Origin of the sequence: Aneurinibacillus terranovensis DSM 18919 (assembly GCF_000430625.1) — a bacterium.
Lineage (GTDB): Bacteria > Bacillota > Bacilli > Aneurinibacillales > Aneurinibacillaceae > Aneurinibacillus_B > Aneurinibacillus_B terranovensis.
The window spans coordinates 57,983-77,040 of sequence record NZ_KE387174.1; the positions used below are offsets into that span (position 1 = coordinate 57,983).

General features: G+C 46.8%; 23 protein-coding genes and 1 pseudogene. 21 read left to right on the forward strand and 3 right to left on the reverse strand.

Features of this window, described 5'->3' with window-relative positions; translation table 11 throughout:
* The first annotated feature begins 1 nt into the window (after position 1).
* Complete coding sequence (gene aroA / locus H525_RS0119125) at positions 2-1,285, forward strand: 3-phosphoshikimate 1-carboxyvinyltransferase (protein WP_027417502.1); 1,284 nt, start codon at positions 2-4, stop codon at positions 1,283-1,285.
* 194 nt (positions 1,286-1,479) lie between these two features.
* On the opposite strand, the gene H525_RS26720 is transcribed toward aroA, so the two are convergent.
* Entirely contained in the window at positions 1,480-1,644 is a 165-nt protein-coding gene (locus H525_RS26720) for an aspartyl-phosphate phosphatase Spo0E family protein (RefSeq protein WP_081413511.1), read from the reverse strand.
* Positions 1,645-1,797: 153 nt separating this feature from the next.
* Between H525_RS26720 and H525_RS0119135 the strand changes: the two genes are divergently transcribed.
* The 11 genes and pseudogenes from H525_RS0119135 to H525_RS29215 all read left to right on the forward strand — a co-directional run bounded on the left by H525_RS0119135 (position 1,798) and on the right by H525_RS29215 (position 9,682).
* Entirely contained in the window at positions 1,798-2,253 is a 456-nt protein-coding gene (locus H525_RS0119135; protein ID WP_027417503.1) for a hypothetical protein, read from the forward strand.
* A 222-nt stretch (positions 2,254-2,475) separates the two neighbouring features.
* The gene (locus H525_RS0119140; protein ID WP_027417504.1) at positions 2,476-3,078 is read left to right on the forward strand and encodes an RNA polymerase sigma factor; all 603 of its coding nucleotides are present in this window, start codon (positions 2,476-2,478) and stop codon (positions 3,076-3,078) included.
* Positions 3,068-3,691, forward strand: a complete 624-nt coding sequence (locus tag H525_RS0119145) for an anti-sigma factor family protein (RefSeq protein WP_027417505.1) — start codon at positions 3,068-3,070, stop codon at positions 3,689-3,691. Before H525_RS0119140 ends, H525_RS0119145 begins: the two co-directional genes overlap by 11 nt.
* Before the next feature lie 43 nt (positions 3,692-3,734).
* Positions 3,735-4,823 (forward strand): tetratricopeptide repeat protein, encoded by a 1,089-nt coding sequence (locus H525_RS0119150; protein WP_027417506.1) that lies wholly within the window; start codon positions 3,735-3,737, stop codon positions 4,821-4,823.
* Between the two features lie 200 nt (positions 4,824-5,023).
* On the forward strand, positions 5,024-6,106 hold the full coding sequence (locus H525_RS0119155) for a hypothetical protein (protein WP_027417507.1): 1,083 nt from the start codon (positions 5,024-5,026) through the stop codon (positions 6,104-6,106).
* A 151-nt stretch (positions 6,107-6,257) separates the two neighbouring features.
* A complete protein-coding gene (locus H525_RS0119160) occupies positions 6,258-6,473 on the forward strand; it encodes an IDEAL domain-containing protein (RefSeq protein ID WP_051331171.1) in 216 nt (71 codons plus the stop codon).
* 154 nt (positions 6,474-6,627) lie between these two features.
* Complete coding sequence (locus tag H525_RS0119165) at positions 6,628-7,080, forward strand: DUF2487 family protein (protein WP_027417509.1); 453 nt, start codon at positions 6,628-6,630, stop codon at positions 7,078-7,080.
* A gap of 182 nt (positions 7,081-7,262) precedes the next feature.
* Positions 7,263-7,787 carry a ubiquinol-cytochrome c reductase iron-sulfur subunit gene (locus H525_RS0119170; protein ID WP_027417510.1) on the forward strand — a complete coding sequence of 175 codons (525 nt, stop codon included), beginning with the start codon at positions 7,263-7,265 and terminating at the stop codon, positions 7,785-7,787.
* A 5-nt stretch (positions 7,788-7,792) separates the two neighbouring features.
* The gene (gene qcrB, locus H525_RS0119175; protein WP_027417511.1) at positions 7,793-8,464 is read left to right on the forward strand and encodes a menaquinol-cytochrome c reductase cytochrome b subunit; all 672 of its coding nucleotides are present in this window, start codon (positions 7,793-7,795) and stop codon (positions 8,462-8,464) included.
* A 39-nt stretch (positions 8,465-8,503) separates the two neighbouring features.
* A pseudogene (locus tag H525_RS24850) lies at positions 8,504-9,286 on the forward strand (c-type cytochrome); the annotation flags it as partial.
* Positions 9,281-9,682 (forward strand): c-type cytochrome, encoded by a 402-nt coding sequence (locus H525_RS29215; protein ID WP_342664299.1) that lies wholly within the window; start codon positions 9,281-9,283, stop codon positions 9,680-9,682. The pseudogene H525_RS24850 and the gene H525_RS29215, both read left to right, overlap by 6 nt.
* Here H525_RS29215 and H525_RS0119185 read toward each other — a convergent pair.
* The gene (locus tag H525_RS0119185; RefSeq protein WP_027417512.1) at positions 9,671-9,862 is read right to left on the reverse strand and encodes a diadenylate cyclase domain-containing protein; all 192 of its coding nucleotides are present in this window, start codon (positions 9,860-9,862) and stop codon (positions 9,671-9,673) included. The two genes, H525_RS29215 and H525_RS0119185, sit on opposite strands and share 12 nt — an antisense overlap.
* A 250-nt stretch (positions 9,863-10,112) precedes the next feature.
* Here H525_RS0119185 and H525_RS0119190 point away from each other — a divergent pair, with 250 nt between their 5' ends.
* On the forward strand, positions 10,113-10,709 hold the full coding sequence (locus H525_RS0119190; protein WP_027417513.1) for a DUF1405 domain-containing protein: 597 nt from the start codon (positions 10,113-10,115) through the stop codon (positions 10,707-10,709).
* A 56-nt stretch (positions 10,710-10,765) separates the two neighbouring features.
* Positions 10,766-11,608, forward strand: a complete 843-nt coding sequence (locus H525_RS0119195) for a sporulation protein YpjB (protein WP_027417514.1) — start codon at positions 10,766-10,768, stop codon at positions 11,606-11,608.
* Between the two features lie 21 nt (positions 11,609-11,629).
* Here the strand turns inward: H525_RS0119195 and H525_RS0119200 are convergent, their stop codons facing one another.
* Complete coding sequence (locus H525_RS0119200) at positions 11,630-12,487, reverse strand: YitT family protein (protein ID WP_027417515.1); 858 nt, start codon at positions 12,485-12,487, stop codon at positions 11,630-11,632.
* Positions 12,488-12,950: 463 nt separating this feature from the next.
* Between H525_RS0119200 and H525_RS0119210 the strand changes: the two genes are divergently transcribed.
* From H525_RS0119210 to H525_RS0119240, 7 genes are all read left to right on the forward strand, one after another.
* Complete coding sequence (locus H525_RS0119210; protein ID WP_035102049.1) at positions 12,951-13,259, forward strand: nucleotide pyrophosphohydrolase; 309 nt, start codon at positions 12,951-12,953, stop codon at positions 13,257-13,259.
* Between the two features lie 90 nt (positions 13,260-13,349).
* Positions 13,350-14,150 (forward strand): 4-hydroxy-tetrahydrodipicolinate reductase, encoded by an 801-nt coding sequence (dapB, locus tag H525_RS0119215; protein ID WP_027417517.1) that lies wholly within the window; start codon positions 13,350-13,352, stop codon positions 14,148-14,150.
* Between the two features lie 13 nt (positions 14,151-14,163).
* Positions 14,164-14,610 carry a methylglyoxal synthase gene (locus H525_RS24855; protein WP_035102032.1) on the forward strand — a complete coding sequence of 149 codons (447 nt, stop codon included), beginning with the start codon at positions 14,164-14,166 and terminating at the stop codon, positions 14,608-14,610.
* Entirely contained in the window at positions 14,582-15,319 is a 738-nt protein-coding gene (bshB1, locus tag H525_RS0119225; protein ID WP_035102034.1) for a bacillithiol biosynthesis deacetylase BshB1, read from the forward strand. Before H525_RS24855 ends, bshB1 begins: the two co-directional genes overlap by 29 nt.
* On the forward strand, positions 15,316-16,455 hold the full coding sequence (gene bshA / locus H525_RS0119230; protein WP_027417519.1) for an N-acetyl-alpha-D-glucosaminyl L-malate synthase BshA: 1,140 nt from the start codon (positions 15,316-15,318) through the stop codon (positions 16,453-16,455). The genes bshB1 and bshA overlap by 4 nt, the downstream gene beginning before the upstream one ends.
* A gap of 230 nt (positions 16,456-16,685) precedes the next feature.
* Positions 16,686-17,981 (forward strand): CCA tRNA nucleotidyltransferase, encoded by a 1,296-nt coding sequence (locus tag H525_RS0119235; RefSeq protein WP_027417520.1) that lies wholly within the window; start codon positions 16,686-16,688, stop codon positions 17,979-17,981.
* Entirely contained in the window at positions 17,968-18,945 is a 978-nt protein-coding gene (locus tag H525_RS0119240) for a biotin--[acetyl-CoA-carboxylase] ligase (protein ID WP_027417521.1), read from the forward strand. Before H525_RS0119235 ends, H525_RS0119240 begins: the two co-directional genes overlap by 14 nt.
* The last annotated feature ends 113 nt before the right edge of the window (positions 18,946-19,058 follow it).

Here is a 19,058-nt window from a genome sequence, read left to right on the forward strand (position 1 = left end):
CATGAAACAAGTATTGCCTGTTCAAGCGGTGCAGGGAAACGTGAAGGTTCCCGGGGACAAATCGATATCCCATCGTTCCGTTATGCTAAGTTCACTGGCGGACGGGACGACAAACATCTACGGCTTTTTGCCCGGAGCGGACTGTTTAAGTACGATTTCCGCTTTTCGGCGGCTCGGCATCACGATCGAGCAGCATGAAGACCGGGTGACCGTATACGGAAAGGGCTGGTATGGTTTACGTGAGCCGAGCGAGATTCTCGATATCGGAAACTCCGGCACAACGATCCGGCTGATGATGGGGATTCTCGCCACTCTCCCTTTCCACAGTGTATTGATTGGAGATGAATCGATCGCCCGTCGGCCGATGAAACGTGTGACCACTCCCCTGCGTGAAATGGGTGCAGAAATCGACGGGCGTGCAGGCGGGGAATTCACACCGCTTTCCATTCGCGGAGGAAAGCTAAGAGCGATCGAGTATCATTCTCCGGTAGCAAGCGCCCAGGTTAAGTCGGCGATTTTGCTGGCCGGTCTGCAGGCCGATGGAGTCACTACGTTATATGAACCTGAATTATCGCGCGACCACACGGAACGCATGCTTCGCTCTTTTGGTGTCGATGTCGAATCATTCCCGGGTGGCGTCCGGGTGCGCGGCCGACAGACGCTTACTTCACCAGGCGAAATTCATGTGCCGGGTGATATTTCCTCCGCCGCCTTTATCCTTGCCGCCGCAGCGATCCTGCCGGGAAGCCATGTGACCGTGGAAAATGTAGGGATGAATCCGAGCCGGACAGGTATTATTGATGTTCTTCAGGCGATGGGTGCTGACCTCACCCTGCATAACGAAAGGGACATCAACGGCGAACCTGTTGCCGATATTGAATTGAAATACACTCCACTACATGGAACGGAAATTGCCGGGAATCTCATTCCGCGTTTAATTGATGAAGTACCTGTTATTGCGGTTATCGCAAGCCAGGCGGAAGGAACAACGGTGATTAGGGACGCGGCGGAACTGAAAGTAAAAGAAACCAATCGAATTGATACGGTGGTTAGTGAACTGGGCAAAATGGGCGCTCGTATTGAAGCGACAGAGGATGGGATGACGGTTCATGGACCAGTACCCCTGATGGGAACTGTATGTGACAGTCACGGTGACCATCGAATCGGCATGTCTATCGCCATTGCCGGCTTGAAGGCTGCGGGGGAGACCCACGTTCGTGATGCGGAATCCATTGATGTCTCATTTCCTGGCTTTTTTGCTGTCTTAAAAAGCATAAGCTGTTAACTTCAGAAAATAAAAATTGCACAGGAAATTTGTTGACATTTTACTTATATCACCTATAATAATCGTATAGTATGGTTTCTCTCCACTCCTATCCATAATATGGGTTATCCCCATTCCACTCGTCTTGCAGGCGGGTGGTATTTTTTTGCTTGCCGACTGCATCAACCGGCGCAATTCGTAGGGGCAGGTTTTTGTTAAACCGATAATCTTTGCTTCATAATTTCATTAACAAGACAATCGATTTCTTGACTGATTTTAAGCACTTTTTTGTCGAGCAAATTCCTGTTCGATTGCTTATAAATCTGGTGCATCGATGTTCTCTTCTCTATAATCAATTGAATTAACTTATTTTCCTCCATAATTTGACCTCCAAATACGTAAAATCACAAGTTTTATTTTATTATGCGAGGTGAATTTGTAAAAGCCCTAATCATTCGACAAATAGCTACAAAATATTTTTTGTATGTTTTACTACTCGATTCATATGTTTGTACAAAGGAGGGGATATAAACATGTTTCTTCGTTATGTATTGTTCTCAATGAGTGTAATTACGGGTTTAGTCATCCTTAAAATAAATATATTTCCATACCTGCTGTGGCAGTTCGGAACTGTCGGTGACACAGGAGCTGTTCTTTATGAAATGCTTTGTTTAGCGCTTGGCGGTTTGGCGCTTATTGTGTATCTCGCATTTGGCCATTGTGGAAGATACAAGTATCGTCTTCGGGCCGATTTGCATTTTTTAGCTTCTTTATTGTTGCAATGGCCATTTATCATTCCGGGGTGGTCTGATATGCGGCCTCATGCCCCGGCCACATGGATGTACTCCTTTATCGAAGGATGGTGTTCCCTGTTGGCCGAACCGATACGCCTATTGCTGTTCACCTATCCGTGGACCGATATTCTCGCCGTCTTTCTTAGTTTATTGTTAATTTTTGTCGGGCGCAGAGCCAAGTTTTCTTTACCGTAAATTAGGGGGTTTACATTTTTTGTGGAACATCATACGATAGGAGATGTGTCTTATAATAAATTTTTTAGCAAACGGTGCAACCTTTTGCCACCCATCTGTCGTCTAAAATAGAGAAATGTATATTTCATGTCTTGTTTTACATATGGTAATTTGTACCCCGTTTTCTGGTTTTTGCGTACATAATCCGCTGGGGCATGGAATCGAAGGAGGTTACCCGTATTGATGACCGATTCCCAATTAATTCGTGAGATCAAAGATGGGCGAATCGAATATTACGCTGAATTAATTCGCCGGTATGAGCGTAGAATTCTTGCTTTTATTTTACATATGCTTAAAAGCTATCATATGGAAGATCAGGCGGAAGATTTAGCTCAGGAAACATTTTATAAAGCGTTTCGCAATTTACAGTCTTTTCGCGATGTCGAAGCCTCCTTTTCTACTTGGCTTTATACGATTGCACGCAACACGGTGCTTAGTGAACTGCGCAAGAGCCGCAATTCCGAAGTATACTTGGAAGATAATAACCAGCAGCCGGCCCGCATTTCGACAGACAGGCTGCCGGAACAGGAATTATTGCGAACGGAGCGTGTGGATCTCGTTCGCCGGGCGATTAACCAATTACCGGAAAAACAGCGAACCGCTTTAATTTTACGGGAATATGAACAGCTCGATTATAAAGAGATTGCCGATATTCTTGATACAACGATCAGTTCTGTTAAATCGCTCCTTTTCCGTGCAAGGGGGAGCATAAAATCACAGCTTGAGCCATATATTCTTGACTCAAATGATGAACGGGTGAAGGGTGTGGCAAGCAATGGATTGTAAAACCGTACGTCTTTTACTTGATGCTCCTACTCTATCAGCAGAAAATAAACTCAAAGTAGAACAGCATGTGGAAGAATGTCCGGTATGTCGGGAAGATTATTCATTTTACATACGAGTTACATCAGAAAGTGAAGATTCTCCACTACATACGATGAAACTTCCGGCCGAATATGGAGACTTCTCGATAGCAGATGGCGTGATGGCCCGCATTTGGCAGGAAAATAAATGGGCCGACCCTGTTAAACAGAAGGCCGGCCAATTAACGAAAAGAAAGCAGCGGTATTTGCTTTTCATCACCGTGCTTCTTCTGGTGGCAACTCTGTTTCCTATTATTGTAAATGAAGGGGATAACGGGTCGACCTCGTTTGCCCAGAGTGCGGACGGCACGACGGATACCATTTCTTCTTTCGATCAGTTGCAGTTGCAAAATACTGAGTCCGGCCACTCTAAAATTAAATACGGAATTGTCGCAAGTGTTGAAAATCCCATCATTTATCAGGTGGAAGATACGGACAAAGATTTTCGTGTAAATTATGGTTTGCTCACTTCTTTATTTGGTATACTGGTTACCGTAGTCAGTTTAAGCTGGCTGACGCGGTGTAAGAGTAATTAAACCGTTCACAAGAGAACGGTTTTTCTTATATGGAGGAAAATGTATGTACGAACAGTGGCAGAAAGAACTGGATACAGCCATGCAAGTAATAGAGAACGGAAATATTGAAGAAGGCCTTATGCTGCTTGGGGAATTGCGGAATGAAGCGTTTGGGGAGCCTGTTCTGTCGCTGGAACTTGTCCGTCTTTACCATAGTCTGGGACATCATACGACCGCTCTGTTGCTGCTCGATGAGCTGGACAGTTGGAAAGATGAACATGATAGGGAACTGCGTGCAGAGATTCAAATCTATCGCGCCTCTCTTTATATGGATATGGATAGATTAAATGAAGCAATGGAGCTTCTTATTGAATTAAAGGAAACCGTTACGGATGATTATCGTGTGTATGCACTGCTTGGCGAACTTTTTCTTATCGAAGGCCTTCCGGAAGTAGCCATACGATATTTTGAACAAGCGCTTGAAATTGACCCCGGCCAGGAAGAAATTCAATACTGGGCGGGGAAGCTGTATGCGGAGCTGGGCGAAAGTGGCCGCGCACTGTCGCAATGGGAAACGATGGAGGGTTTTGACCGAAATGAACAGATCCTGCTTGAACGGGCTGCTCTTTCGGCAAAGCAGGGGCTGTTTGAAGAGGCGCTTGAGTTGTATGAGCGGATTCTTAAGGAATCCGGCGACCATGTGGAAGCATTGTATGGCTGTGGAGTGGTTGCCTACCAGCTTGGAAACTGGCAGCAGTCTATCAGCCGGTTTGCTAAACTGCTGGATGTAGACGAAGAGTACGTGGCCGCTTATCCGCTGCTGGCGGAGTCATTATGGAAGCTTGGGTTGAAAGATAAGGCCCTGGCCGTTTACCGTCAGGCTCTTCAACTGCAGCCGGAAGAGGAGATTCTTACGGAATGCTATGTAACGAGATTGGCTGAACTGGAAAAATGGGACGAAGTAAATGAATGGGCCACCCATTTGTTAGAAAAAGACGAAGAGGATATGACCGCATGGTACTGGCGCGCGCGTGTAGCTGAAGGAGAAGGCGACCGCGAGCTCGCTCTGCAGTATTATGAGTATGTGATAGACAGCGGCGAAGAAGTATACGACACGGCCCAACGGTATGCCTACCTCCTTGAACACTTATAAAAAGACGACGGCGAACTAACCTCGCCGTCGTCTTTTTTTGCGTCGGCGAACGAACGTAGTTTCAGAGAAGTGTGCAATGGAATCATTTGTTTTTACAAAAAAATAAAAACAAATGATTTCATCTACCTGAATGCAACCTTTTCCAACGGTCAATACTGAACATATATACATACTAAAATCGGGTAAAGGGGCGGCGACTCATGAAGTTATCGGAGACGCTCGGGATCGTGGACATTAAACAGCTTAATCAGCTTGCTTCAACATACCGCTGTGAATGCAATCTCAATTCTAAACATGAACTCATTCAAAGCCTTTTTGTGAAATTAACGCGTAGGTCGTTCTATGGTGAACAATTTCAAAGGCTCAGTCCAAAAGAAAAAAGATTTTTGTTGCAGCTAATCAGCGACCCGAAAAGCACCTACAGTAAAAGCGCCCTTTATGTGAAAGCGCGCTGTGCCTGTGAAAGGGGTCAAACAGACCGGACGCTTATCGATCAGGCGCTTGCCAACGGCTGGTTATATCGCGTTAACCTTCAGACGGAAAGCTACGTGTTTCCGGAAGACGTGCGGGCTGGTTGGCGACGCTGCTTGCTTGAGCAGGGAAGAGAAGCGGTTGAACCGATGCCGGATGCACCGGAACTATACCGCGATGATACATTTATTCTCGCCGGAGATTTGTACATACTTCTCACGCATCTAAAAGAAAATAGCCTTCCCCTGTCTAAGACAGGCACACTTTACCGCAACCATCTCGTAAATATAATGAAAAGGTTTGCCGTACAGGAAGCTTTACCTGAAAAACATGAATGGAGATTCGGCTATGGCAGGAGATTCAGAGACTACCCTGATAGGTTTGGCCTGCTCTATGACTTCGCCTATCAACAGGATCTTATTGAAGAAAATGCCGTGTTGGGGCTTATTCTCACAGAGAAAGGCTCTATGAGTATTCATCCGGACAAATGGAACGTACAGGAGGTTGCGCAATCCCTTGTAACATACTGGCGTAAGACGTTCGGAAAATCTATTTCTGCATTAGACGGGTTATGTATACTAACAGGCGGCATATGCACGGAATGGACGGATGAAAAGATGCTGGCCGACTACCTTTCTGATTGGGTGACTTCCTTTTACTATGACACACCCGTAGAGATTATTAAGCGCCGGGTGCTGGGGATGATGGTCCATACAGGTTTGCTGCGCAAAGGGGTAAGTGGTGAATCAAACACCGTTTACCGGTTTACCGTCTGGGGTAAATCAATACTAAGCAAGTTACTAAATTGTTGATATTTTAGTACCAAACAGGCGGACGAGAATACAATATAGTAGGATGAACAAACGTATATCGACAAATCCAATTTCAAAACGAGATCTGCTTTAAAAATTCCAATTATTGAGTAAATATTGCACAAGATTGACGAAGAGTAAAATCTTTGAAATGGAGGGATCGAAAGTGGAAAAACAAAAATTAGGCATAGCCAGCGGCCCGCTTCTAAGCCTTTTGGCGGAAATGGTATTAGATGAGGCAATTACAAGCTTTCGTATACAGGATTTATATACAAAAATAGATAAAGCACTCGAAGCGAAAGACGAAGAAGCGTTCTATCGATTGACCAGCGAATTAAAACAAGTTGTCCCGACTTTTAAAAAGTAGCGAGACGTCATAATATATGGTACGCTAAAACCCGGATTTATCCGGGTTTTATTTCGCTTGTAATAAAGGATAACCTTATAATTGCGGCTATGGCAATCGTTTGCGCCTTCGGCCTGATGTTAGCCAAGTACTCATTATTTTGGAGGGGATTGAATTGCGTTGGAAAGTGGAAGATATGAAGAAAATTTTGGACATGCAAGATTACATAGATACCGTCATTTACCCTGTGTGTGTGTCGCATGTGCCGTGGGATAAAAAATCGATAGCCGAGCCATTCTGGGTGGAAAAAGTGAGCGCAGCCGCGGAGCAGCAGCTCACCGGACGGGTTCTTCTGTTCCAAACGCTTTCGGCAGTTTGGCACGATCAATACATAGACACCACATTCCCATACGTGATGCAAAATCTGGAAGCTCTGAGAGGCGGTTTCCCTTATTGTCTCGTTGTTACGAATGCAGAAGAACTGGCGGCAAAATTGCGTGAAGCAAATGTGGAAGCGTATGTTGTAAGAGCAGTTCCTGAGGCAGCGGTACAATCGAAAAACTTTTTGGAGAAATCGCTCGTTGAAGGAAACCGGATCGTTCAAAAGATAATTTCCGTATGGAATTAGTATTTTTCGACAATGTTCACACAAATTTTACAATTATAAAGTTAACAAGTTCGGCATAGGGTTAATATATCAAAATATTCTTGACAGTCTAAAACCCATTCAGTATGATGAATCTGTCCTAGTAATAGATGTGTATTTATAAGTCCGAAACGGACGTTATTATAGGGATAGGAGGTTAGAGGATGAGCGAGAAGAAAGACCAGGGGGTCTCCAGACGGCAGTTTCTTAATTACTGTCTGACTGGAGTAGGTGGATTCTTAGCTGCTGGGATGGTGGCGCCAATGCTTCGCTTCGCAATTGATCCGGCTTTGAAAAAAGCGGGATCAGCAGGTGGGATGGTTCCTGTTGCGAGTGAAAGCGATATTACAGAAGAACCTAAAAGTTACAGCTTCAAAGTGAAAGTCAAAGACGTGTGGACCGGCGAACAAGAGACTTCTCAAACGGCCTGGGTCTACAAATATCAGGGGCAAATTATCGCATTGTCCCCCATTTGTAAGCACCTCGGTTGTACCGTTAGTTGGGGTACGAATAAACAATTCCCCAACCAGTACCACTGCCCATGCCATGGAGGGCGTTATGAGAAGAACGGAAAAAATGTTCCGGGTACTCCGCCGATGAAACCGCTTGACCAGTATCAGTTGGCGGTAAAGGATGGAAAAGTGCTGCTCGGCAAAGTAGAGCCTAACAAGATAGCAGGGGGGGCGTAACCTACATGATCCGTAAAATGTATGATTGGGTCGATGAACGTCTTAACGTTACGCCCATGTGGCGTGATATTGCCGACCATGAAGTGCCTGAACACGTTAACCCGGCCCACCATTTCTCCGCGTTTGTTTATTGTTTTGGCGGTCTGACATTTTTTATTACGGTGATTCAGATTTTATCCGGTATGTTTCTTACTATGTACTATGTTCCAGATATTATTAATGCCTATGAATCGGTTAAGTATTTACAAAACGAAGTAGCTTTTGGTGTCATTGTGCGCGGCATGCATCACTGGGGTGCAAGCCTTGTAATCGTAATGTTATTTTTACATACGTTGCGTGTATTCTTCCAGGGAGCGTATAAGCGTCCACGTGAATTAAACTGGGTTGTCGGAATGCTAATATTTTTCATTATGCTCGGTCTCGGGTTTACAGGTTACCTGCTTCCCTGGGATAACAAAGCTTACTTTGCAACAAAAGTAGGGATCCAGATTGCTGACCAGGTACCGTTGGTTGGTCCTTTTATTGCGACATTGCTGCAGGGCGGGGATCTGGTTGGGGCTGAAACGCTGGCGCGTTTCTTCGCCATCCATGTATTCTTCCTTCCGGGCGCCTTATTTGCTCTTCTGGGTGCACACTTTATCATGATTCGGAGACAGGGGATTTCCGGACCACTATAAGATGGAGTTGGGGCTCCATAAGACAAGGGGGGTAATTAAATGTCAAACCATAAAAAGGACATCGAGTATGTGGGGGACTCGCGTGTTCCTGCGAAGCGAACGCCGAATATCTCGCCGTCCTATGCGGAGTTTCCGGGCAAGTCGGAAGCTTTCTGGCCGAATTTTCTGTTAAAAGAATGGATGGTTGCCGCGGTTGTATTAATCGCTTTTCTTGTATTGACTGTAAGTCATCCGGCTCCGCTTGAAGCAAAAGCGGACCCGAATAACGCAGGGTATATCCCGTTGCCTGACTGGTACTTTCTGTTCCTGTATCAGCTTCTCAAATATCCTTGGGCTTCCGGTCCGTACGTAGTATTTGGTTCACTTGTTATTCCGTTGATTACGTTCGGATCGCTCATTCTTGCTCCGTGGATTGACAAAGGGCCCGAACGCAGGCCCAGCAAGCGCCCGATCGCAACGAGCGTCATGCTGCTTGCTATCGTCAGCATTGTTTATCTTACATGGGCGGCAATGGATGAGCATAGTAAATTACATCCGGCAGCGGCTGCAGGTGCCAGCGGCGGATCTGCAGCAAAACCACCGGCTGATTTCAAACCGGCTGCCATTTGGACGGATAAAACCAAAACAAGCTGCCAGGCTTGCCACGGTGCAAACATGGAAGGCGGGGCGGGTCCTGCCTTATGGAATGTGGGAAGCAAATTAAGTGAAAAACAAATCCTCGATAAAATCAAAAATGGTGGGGGAGCAATGCCGCCTGGAGGTATGTTCCAGGGAACAGAGCAAGAAAAACAAGAGCTTGCACATTATCTTTCTACCCTGAAAGGCGGTAATGGAAGCAGTTCCGGTGCATCGTCCGATACATCGTCTGCACCTGCTGCCGGTTCAGATAATAAAGCAGCAGCGCCTGCCGCAAGTTCGCAGCCAGCTGCAAATAACGCTGGCGCAGCAGCACCTGCCGGTGGCACAGCAGCCGCTGGCGGAGCCGTTAGCGTGGCGGCTGGACAGGATCTCGTTAACCAGAACGGTTGTATGGGCTGCCATGGCCAGGACTTAAAAGGCGGAGCCGGTCCTAATCTTCATGGCGTTGTTGACCGGTTAAAGCCGGAAGGTGTGAAAGAGGTTTTAACGAAAGGCCGTAATTCCATGCCTCCGCTCGCTGCTTCCTGGACGGATCAGCAGAAAGATTCAGTAGTTGCTTACCTTAAATCATTGAAGTAATGAAATAAAAGCCGGATGGGACTGCCCGTCCGGCTTTATTTCTTCTATTTTGCCTAATAATATGCAGCCGTTTTCAGTCTTTAGAATTTCCAGACTGTTGTCAAGTTCATGCGTGATCTGCTGCAGGCCATCGTTTAATTGTTGTTTCATGAATGAAAAATCGCAATCACTCTCGTTCATGCTACACGTTTCAACCCCTTATTTGCCATTGGAACGTTTCTGTTATTTCTTTACGGTTAGTATCTATAGGTCGTTGCTTGTTATACCGTACCGATCTTAACCATGTTCGTTCCGTTCCGTGAGCGCCGTGACCGGTGCTGTTCGCTTCTCTGCCGATTGCTTTTTTTCCTTTGGACCAGTAGCATAGAGAGTAAAATGTAGCTAAGATTAATCTATTGAATAATCGTACATAGAAGGTTGGGGAAAAGACGTGAATTTTATGTGGAAGTGGTTTATCGCTTCGCTGCGGACGAAATCGTTTTTGTGGATGATGATTATTATCAACTTTCTTGGCTCTGTTTACGGTTTTTACTGGTACAAAGATCAACTTGAACAGACCCCCGCTTATTTGCGGATTTTTGTTCCGGACAGTCCTACCGCCAGTTCATTATTTACGCTTGTGCTTATTGCCTATCTGATTGGGCGCAGCATTCCCACACTGGAAGCATTCGCAGCTGTAACGAGCTTTAAATATGGGGTGTGGGCGGTAGGCGTTATTTTGGCCGGAGCCGCACTGGGAGACCAACTGGTCTGGCAGCATTACATGCTGATGATTTCCCACGGGGGGATGGCGGTGGAAGCACTGTTGTATGCACGGTTTTATACGATTCAGCTTCGCCACATTTTTTACGTGGCTGTCTGGACGCTGCTTAATGATTTGCTGGATTACACGCTGAAAATCCATCCGTGGTTGGCTGACCAATTAGAACCGTATTATATCACGGTCGGCTGGATCACACTTTGCTTAAGCTTATTCAGCCTGTGGTTGATTTACGCATTGACTAAATTTTATAAAAAGGCAAGATAGCAAGCATATCCTTCCCTTTGTCTCCATACATATGGGATAGAAGGGGAGGACGAGTCGTGAAAAAAACAATTATAATTTCTGTAAGTTTGCTGCTACTCGTTACGGGGATTCTATACGGGCCCGGTATGATCCGGAATAAACCGATTGATCCGCCTCAGCAGACGATGTCTGCTTATCAAAAAATGGACCAGCTTTCGCAGGATATTTATCAGTTGACGAAAGAAGAAAAATATAGCGAAGCCAAACAATTGATTGACGGGCTTGGAATTATGTTCGCGAAGACAACCCCGCCCAAAGGCTTATCCATCGAGGCGCTTGATACAATAACGGAAACGATTGTAAAGGCCAAACGTGCTTTTACGATGGTAAAACCGGATCCAAGTAAATTGCTCTGGTATTCCCTTCAATTGCGCCTTACCATCGATAGTTTGACACATGAAGAGCAGCCGCTCTGGAAGAATTATTACAATGCTTATAAGGAACACCTGAACAAAATGATGCTGCTTGCCGCCAGCCATAAGCAGCACGAGTTCGCTTATGCTTTTGCACAAAATATGCAGCTCTATCAAACACTCAAACCTGCGCTGAGTGTACAGGCTTCCTCGCAGGATATGGAAAAACTCCTTTCAATATACAGCTTTTTCCTCAAGGAGACGCGGAAAGTCGAATACAATTGGGGGGATATTTCCAATGTTTTACAGGAGTTAACTGCGCTTATCGATAAAATCTTCCTCGGTAAGGATGAATCTACGCTTGCCATGGGAGTTCCTCCTGAATCGCCAACGATTTTAATTGCTCTTATCGGCTCCATTCTTTTGCCGGCGCTGAGCTATGTTGCCTGGAAAAAATATAAAGCCGAAAAAAAGGTTCGGCGGTACAAAAAGAGAAGCCACGATTAATGGGCTTCTCTTTTTTTTACATTACTTAACCAGAGGATTTTTATTACCGTCCAATGTAAAGCCTTCCCCAAACACTTCATGTACATCATTAATAATAATAAACGCGTACGGGTCGGTCTCATGTACCATATTCTTAAGGCGAACGATTTCATTGCGGCTAACCACACAGTACAACACCTCTTTATCGATTCCCGTGTAGCCCCCCCGTCCTTTCAGCAGGGTAGCCCCTCGTCCCATTTCTTCCATAATTTTTTGAGAGATCTCTACTGCGTGTTCTGAAATAATCATAATTGCTTTTCCCGCGTACGCTCCCTCCTGGACAAAATCAATGACACGTGCCGCTAAAAATACTGCTACAAGCGTATACATAGCAAGATTCAGATTCAAATAATAGAGTGAAATACCGATGACAACAAAATCAAACATAAACATCGTACGGCCGATGCCCCAGCCAAAGTATTTGTTAAATAAACGGGCGATGATATCTGAGCCGCCGGTTGTTCCGCCAAAACGAAATACAATCCCTAATCCCACTCCGACGGTAACTCCGGCATACAGCGCGGCAAGAAGAGTGTCATTTGGTATTGGGTGGCGAAACGAACCAAACAGTGAGAGGAAAAACGAAACAGACAGTGTGCCGATAATGGTATATACGAGTGACTGCCTGCCTAACGTTCGCCAGCCCAGAATAAGCAGCGGGATATTTAGAATGAGGTTGGTTACTCCGGGGTCCCAATTAAATATGTATTTAAGAAGGAGGGTAATCCCGGTAATGCCGCCTTCGGACAGGCGATTGGCAATATTAAAATAGTTAATGCCAAAGCCCATAATGGCGGATCCAAAAATAATAGCAAGTATATTACGGATATGAAATTTCATAAATGCCTCCAAAAATGGATGGATGATAGGTGACGATTGCTATTATACCGAATGGTGAATCATCATGCCAGAGCTGGGAGGGAATAAAGTATTCCATACACGAGGAATATCACGTTTTTATCACGTTGGCTCCCGCTATATTTTTAACAATTGACAAGGTTAAAAAACCAATTAGAATCCGATCAACAAATAAAATATATTCGAAGGTGAACTTCTTACTGCCTAATGCAGAACCTTCAACTGTCATGGGTTTTCCCATGACAGTTTCCCTTTTTCCGGTCTTTTTTATGGTTTTATCGTTTCATCCTGTGTCTGCAAAAATGAAAATTAATCAAGTTTGTTTATTTAACATGATTGTGAATCAATTGTCAACGTTCTACATTCTGATGTAACATAGAGGAAAGCTGACCCGCAGAGGAGGAAAATAAAAGTGAGTGAACATACACCTTTAACTGTGCAGGAGATGCAGCAGATTGTAGACAGATATATTGGACAATTTAAAGAAGGATATTTTTCTCCACTGGCAATGATGGCCCGCCTGAGTGAGGAGGTCGGTGAGCTGGCCCGGGAGATTAACCACTATTATGGCGAGAAGCCCAAGAAAAAGGATGAAGCAGAAAAGCCAATTGATATGGAGCTGGCTGACTGCATGTTTATTCTGATTTGCTTTGCTAATTCACTCGGCGTTAACCTGGAAGAAGCTTTTTATGCGATGATGGATAAGTTCAATACGCGTGATAAAGATCGCTGGACGAGAATTGACACGGAGTAATCCGGCCACAATCGTACATAATTCAACCAAACACAAGTTGAACGCATTATTACAATATATCAGACATAACCGAAAGAAGAGGGATATAACATGAATGTCATTCGCGTAGCTGTAGCCGGACCAAGAGGCAGGATGGGCTCTGAGGCAGTAAAAATGATTTTGCGGGATGAGACGTTACAGCTCGTCTGCGGAATTGACCCGAAGTATAACGGGGAGGATGTGGGAACCGTGCTAGGAATCGGCCCGGCGGATGCGGTGTTGGTTCCAGACATTAGACAGGCTTTGGATCACTATAAGCCGGATGTGCTCGTCGATTTCACTACACCGCTTGTGGTCAAGCAAAATATGATTGCTGCGATTAAAAAAGAAGTTCGCCCGGTGGTGGGTACAACGGGTCTTTCCCCGGAAGATATCGCCGAATTGGAACACCTCTGCCAGACGAACCGTGTGGGTGCGATTATTGCCCCGAATTTCGCAATCGGGGCAGTTCTCATGATGAAATTTGCCCAGGAAGCGGCTAAATATATGCCCCACGTGGAAATTATTGAACAACACCACGATCAAAAACTGGATGCGCCCTCTGGAACGGCGATTAAAACGGCGGAACTGATCCAAACAGCCCGAATGGAAATGAGGCAGGGGCATCCGGAAGAAAAAGAGGTAATTGAAGGCGCACGCGGCGGCTATTACAATGGGTTCCGGATACACAGCGTCCGCCTGCCCGGCCTCGTGGCACATCAGGAAGTGATTTTCGGTGCGGTCGGGCAAACGCTGACCATTCGCCATGATTCTATCAATCGGGAATCATTTATGCCGGGCGTCAATCTTGCGATAAAAAAAGTGATGAATCATACCGGACTGATTTACGGACTTGAAAATATAATGGAATAAGGGGGAGTGCAAGATGAATATTGCATTGATTGCTCATGATAATAAAAAGAACGAAATGGTTAACTTTTCCATCGCCTACCAGGATACGCTGGCGCATCACACCGTATATGCCACCGGTACAACCGGGCAACGCATCAGAGAAGCGACGGGGCTTCCTGTTAAGCGGGTTCTTTCCGGCCCACTTGGCGGGGACCAACAAATTGGAGCCCTTATTGCCCAGGATGAGATGGATCTGGTTATTTTTCTCCGAGATCCGCTGACTGCCCAGCCGCATGAACCGGATGTAACGGCTCTTTTGCGATTGTGCGATGTTCACAGCATCCCGCTAGCCACGAATATTGCCACTGCGGAAATGCTGATTCACGCACTGCAGCATGGAAGTTTTAGCTGGCGCGAAATTGTGAATAAATATAAAGGAGAGAACGTAGTACATGATACTAGACAACGAGCCGAAGATTGATGTTCTCGCGTTTGGCGCCCATCCTGATGATGTAGAAATCGGAGCGGGAGGGGTGCTGCACCGGCTGTCCGCCAAAGGAGAAAAAGTGGCGATATGCGACTTGACCCTTGCCGAGAAATCATCGAATGGCACGGTGGAACGCCGCCAGCAGGAGGCAAAAGAAGCGGACCGTGTGCTCGGTATTTGTTTGCGGCGCAATCTTCATCTCCCGGACAGGGGCTTACGCCTTATGGATGAGCACATACGTCCGATTGTCCGCACAATACGTGAACTGCGTCCGGATATCGTGCTTATGCCTTATTGGAAGGACCGCCACCCGGACCATGAAATGTGCCATTCACTCGTGAGGGAAGCGGTTTTTAACGCTAAAATCCGCAAATATGAAGTAAGCGGCGACAGGGAGCCGCTGCCGCCCCATAGCGTCAGCCGCCTGTTATGTTATTTTATAAATGACCATGTGGAGCCGCAGTTTATGGTGGATATCAGTAACGATATCGAGGCGAAACTCGCCGCTCTGTCGGCGTACCGCTCCCAGTTTGAAAAAGAAAGCGGTTCGGTGACCACACCTTTGACAGAAGGATACATAGAGCGGGTTCGTGCGCGGGAATATTTGTTCGGACAGGCTTCAGGCGTGGCGTATGCGGAAGGTTTCGTTAGCTATACGCCCCTGTTATTACATACTTTGCCAGGAAAGGAATCTACCATATGAGAATTGGGATCACCTGTTATCCATCCGTCGGCGGTTCAGGCGTTGTTGCGACGGAACTTGGGAAATTGTTGGCGGAAAAAGGGCATACCGTGCACTTTATTACCTCCGGTATGCCCTTCCGGCTGGGACAATATTACCGCAACATTTATTTTCACGAGGTGGATGTAAACAGCTATTCCGTGTTTCAATATCCCCCTTATGATTTAACGCTGGCAAGCCGTATGGCACAGGTGGCCAAAACAGAACAACTGGACTTGCTCCATGTACATTATGCGGTGCCGCATGCCATTTCCGCCTACCTCGCCAAACAAATGGTTGGCGACCGGCTTAAAGTGGTCACTACGCTGCACGGGACGGATATAACCGTATTGGCCAACGACCGCACGCTTAAAGATATCATTCGCTTTGGCATTGAACACAGCGACGCGGTTACCGCTGTCTCCCGCAATCTAATCGAAGACACAAAACAGATGCTGCAGGTTAAACGTCCGATTGATCTTGTGTACAATTTTATTGATAAACGTGAGTATTATCCGCGGGATATGTGCGACATTCGGGAAGAATATGCGCCCAATGGTGAAAAGGTGTTTATCCATATTTCGAATTTTCGCCAGGTGAAGCGGGTACCTGACGTGGTGAAAATTTTTCATAAAGTGCGCCAGAAAGTTCCGGCTAAATTGCTTCTGATTGGTGAAGGCCCCGAATTGCCTGTCGTGCGGGAACTCGTGTATGAACTTGGCGTGGCCAGGGACGTCTTTTTCCTTGGAAAACAGGACAGCGTGGCCTGCGTATTATCCATGGCGGATATCCTGCTACTGCCTTCAGGCCAGGAAAGCTTCGGGCTTGTGGCACTGGAAGCAATGGCTTGCGGCAAGCCGGTGATCGCAAGCGATGCGGGTGGACTGCCTGAAGTTGTGCAGAACGGAGAAACAGGGTTTACGTGCGCGATAGGTGATCTGGAAACGATGGCAGAACGGGCGATTCAACTGGTTGAAGATGAAGCAATATATGAGCGGTTTTCCCGCGCGTGTATCGAACGGGCGTATGGTGAATTTTCGCATACGTCGATTACCGAACAGTATGAGGCAATATATAAGCGGGTTTTGCAGACAGAAACGGAGCCGTGTTCCCGTTAGTCATATCGTGCTGTTAGTAGGCGTTCGTAACGGATGAGCTTATTTGCGTCGGCTGAGCTTAACGCTTTGCACGACTTTGGATATGAGAACGACCATGCCAATAAAAAAACGGTTCATAAGGATCCTCCTTCATTTGTCCGCAGATCTGAGGAGTTCGTCTGCGCTTAATTCTATTATATGTGAAAATGAGGTTGATTTTTCATGTATTTGTTAAACGGGGGGCTGCAAAATTGAAAGGGAATGTCATACGGGCCGGCACGCGTCTGCTCGAAACGTTAGAGCATGCCGGCTATACCGCCTATTTTGTCGGGGGGTATGTGCGCGATTTTTTTTTAAACCGCCCTGTGAACGACCTTGATGTAGCTACCTCGGCCGCACCGGAAGAAGTAATGAAGCTGTTTGAACGGGTGGTGCCGACCGGTCTCGCGCACGGCACGGTTACCGTTCTGATGGATGGGATTCCGATTGAAGTGACCACGTACCGCACGGAAACCGGCTATGCAGACTACAGAAGGCCGGATCAAGTAAAATTTGTCACTTCGATTGAAGAAGATTTAGCGCGCCGGGATTTTACGATAAATGCGATGGCAATGGATGTGCGGGGAAAACTGGTCGACCCGTATAATGGGAAATGCGACCTTCGACGCAGGCAAATTCGCGCTGTCGGAGAGGCGAACGAGCGCTTTGCTGAAGATGCCCTGCGCATGTTTCGCGCGCTCCGGTTCGCCAGTCAGCTTTCGTTTGAAATCGAAGCTGCGACAATGGCGGCCATTGCAGACAATGCCAGCCTGATCAGCCACATTGCCGTCGAACGCATCCGCGCAGAATGGCACAAGCTTATCATGGGGACGGAACCCGAAAGCACGATCATTTTACTGGCTGGAACCGGACTTGCTGCGCATATCCCCGGGCTGTCCCGTCTTCTTCATACAACGGAATGGATCGACCCTTCAGAAGGGAAGCGAACGGTTACACTGCGGGAGTGGTCCGACCTGCACGTCAGGTGGGCGGTTCTGCTTTTGCTGTCCGGCACAGGCAATGAAAGCACAAACATTATGCGGGCTCTCCGCTGTGAAAATAAATTGATTAAAAAGTGTAAGCAATTGATACACCTTGTCATGAATTTTGCGGAAAACACGGAACCGGTCTCACAAAGCACAAAATCACCGGCAGCTTCTATGACGGTGCCGGAAGAAAAAGCGCTGTGCATTTTGCTTACCCACGCATACGAAGAGGTTGTAGCAGCCGCCAGCGTGTACGATCGTCTTATCGGGGCAGGGGGAAGATCTTCTCCCTGCGGCCTTGAGCCGTTTTTCCGGCAGAGGTATGAAACGATGGCTGTTAAAAATATTAGCAGCCTGGCTGTGAGCGGCGCCGACCTGCAGCGGGCCACTGGCCGTTCACCCGGCATGTGGATCAGTCGCGTCTTGCTGCAGCTTGCGCTGGACGTGAATACAGACTGCGTGGCCAATACAGCGGACGCGCTGTTGGCCCGGGCGAGGATGATGGTGAATGAATATACGTGAAGGAATGCTCCAGCTTTTAAAGGAAGCAGGGGACAATTTTATCTCAGGGGAAGAAATCAGCAAACGGCTTGGTGTTTCCCGCACGGCGATCTGGAAGCATATCGAAGAACTGCGCGAAGAGGGGTATGTTTTCGAAGCTGTGCGCCGTTCAGGATATCGATTACTCGCCACCCCTGATGTAACGTCGGCCGAAGAAATTAAACTTGGTCTGACAACAAAGACATTCGGCTGTGCAGTCCACCATTTTGCGGTGGTCGATTCCACGCAGAATAAATGCCAGGACCTTGCCAAACAGGGGGCACCGGAAGGAACGCTGGTTGTGGCGGACCAGCAGATCGGCGGCAAAGGCCGTCTTGGCAGGGTATGGTACTCTCCTGCAGGGAAAAACATTTCCATGAGTTTATTGCTTCGCCCTACGCTGGAACTGCAGGAATGCCCGCAGATTACCTTACTCGCAGCCGTTGCTATCGTGGAGACAATGCGGGACATTTGTGGAGTGGAAGCGTCAATTAAGTGGCCGAACGACATCCTCGTGAATGGGAAAAAGGTTTGTGGAATTCTCACAGAATTGAATGCGGAGGCCGAACGTATCAATTGGCTTATCATTGGTATGGGGATTAATGTGAATACTTTAGAAGAGGATTTTCCGCCGGAGATTCTGGAAATTGCCACATCGCTGGCCATCGAAAAAAAAAGGCAGTTTCGCCGGGCTGAAATCATCCAAGGAATTTTAAAGCGCCTGGAAGAACTTTATTTGCTCTACATTGATGAAGGATTTGCACCGATAAAAAAAAGGTGGGAATTATACGCGGTAACGATCGGCAAACGGGTGACTATTCGCACCCTGCACGGTTCCCTGACAGGCTATGCGGAAGGGATCGACGAAACCGGCGTTTTGCTTGTGAGGCGGGATAATGGCAGCCTGAATAAAGTATATTCCGCCGATGTAGAAATACATGCTTAAAAAATTCTTTTCTGATATAATAAAGAAAATTGCCGGTGTATGTGCGCAAAAGTTGACACACCGCGAGAGGGCTGTATCAATTCGAACGGCACCTTTTCTTTTCTTAACCAAAC

Bases quoted from the DNA above. Each gene is read 5' to 3' on its own strand.
- H525_RS0119140 (WP_027417504.1), top strand. From the start codon at position 2,476: ATGACCGATTCCCAATTAATTCGTGAGATCAAAGATGGGCGAATCGAA.
- H525_RS0119210 (WP_035102049.1), top strand. From the start codon at position 12,951: ATGCAGCAGATTGTAGACAGATATATTGGACAATTTAAAGAAGGATAT.
- dapB (WP_027417517.1), top strand. From the start codon at position 13,350: ATGAATGTCATTCGCGTAGCTGTAGCCGGACCAAGAGGCAGGATGGGC.
- H525_RS0119170 (WP_027417510.1), top strand. From the start codon at position 7,263: ATGAGCGAGAAGAAAGACCAGGGGGTCTCCAGACGGCAGTTTCTTAAT.
- H525_RS0119135 (WP_027417503.1), top strand. From the start codon at position 1,798: ATGTTTCTTCGTTATGTATTGTTCTCAATGAGTGTAATTACGGGTTTA.
- qcrB (WP_027417511.1), top strand. From the start codon at position 7,793: ATGATCCGTAAAATGTATGATTGGGTCGATGAACGTCTTAACGTTACG.
- aroA (WP_027417502.1), top strand. From the start codon at position 2: ATGAAACAAGTATTGCCTGTTCAAGCGGTGCAGGGAAACGTGAAGGTT.
- H525_RS0119200 (WP_027417515.1), bottom strand. From the start codon at position 12,487: ATGAAATTTCATATCCGTAATATACTTGCTATTATTTTTGGATCCGCC.
- H525_RS0119240 (WP_027417521.1), top strand. From the start codon at position 17,968: ATGAATATACGTGAAGGAATGCTCCAGCTTTTAAAGGAAGCAGGGGAC.
- H525_RS0119150 (WP_027417506.1), top strand. From the start codon at position 3,735: ATGTACGAACAGTGGCAGAAAGAACTGGATACAGCCATGCAAGTAATA.
- H525_RS0119155 (WP_027417507.1), top strand. From the start codon at position 5,024: ATGAAGTTATCGGAGACGCTCGGGATCGTGGACATTAAACAGCTTAAT.
- H525_RS0119160 (WP_051331171.1), top strand. From the start codon at position 6,258: ATGGAGGGATCGAAAGTGGAAAAACAAAAATTAGGCATAGCCAGCGGC.
- bshA (WP_027417519.1), top strand. From the start codon at position 15,316: ATGAGAATTGGGATCACCTGTTATCCATCCGTCGGCGGTTCAGGCGTT.
- H525_RS0119185 (WP_027417512.1), bottom strand. From the start codon at position 9,862: ATGAACGAGAGTGATTGCGATTTTTCATTCATGAAACAACAATTAAAC.
- H525_RS0119145 (WP_027417505.1), top strand. From the start codon at position 3,068: ATGGATTGTAAAACCGTACGTCTTTTACTTGATGCTCCTACTCTATCA.
- H525_RS24855 (WP_035102032.1), top strand. From the start codon at position 14,164: ATGAATATTGCATTGATTGCTCATGATAATAAAAAGAACGAAATGGTT.
- bshB1 (WP_035102034.1), top strand. From the start codon at position 14,582: ATGATACTAGACAACGAGCCGAAGATTGATGTTCTCGCGTTTGGCGCC.
- H525_RS26720 (WP_081413511.1), bottom strand. From the start codon at position 1,644: ATGGAGGAAAATAAGTTAATTCAATTGATTATAGAGAAGAGAACATCG.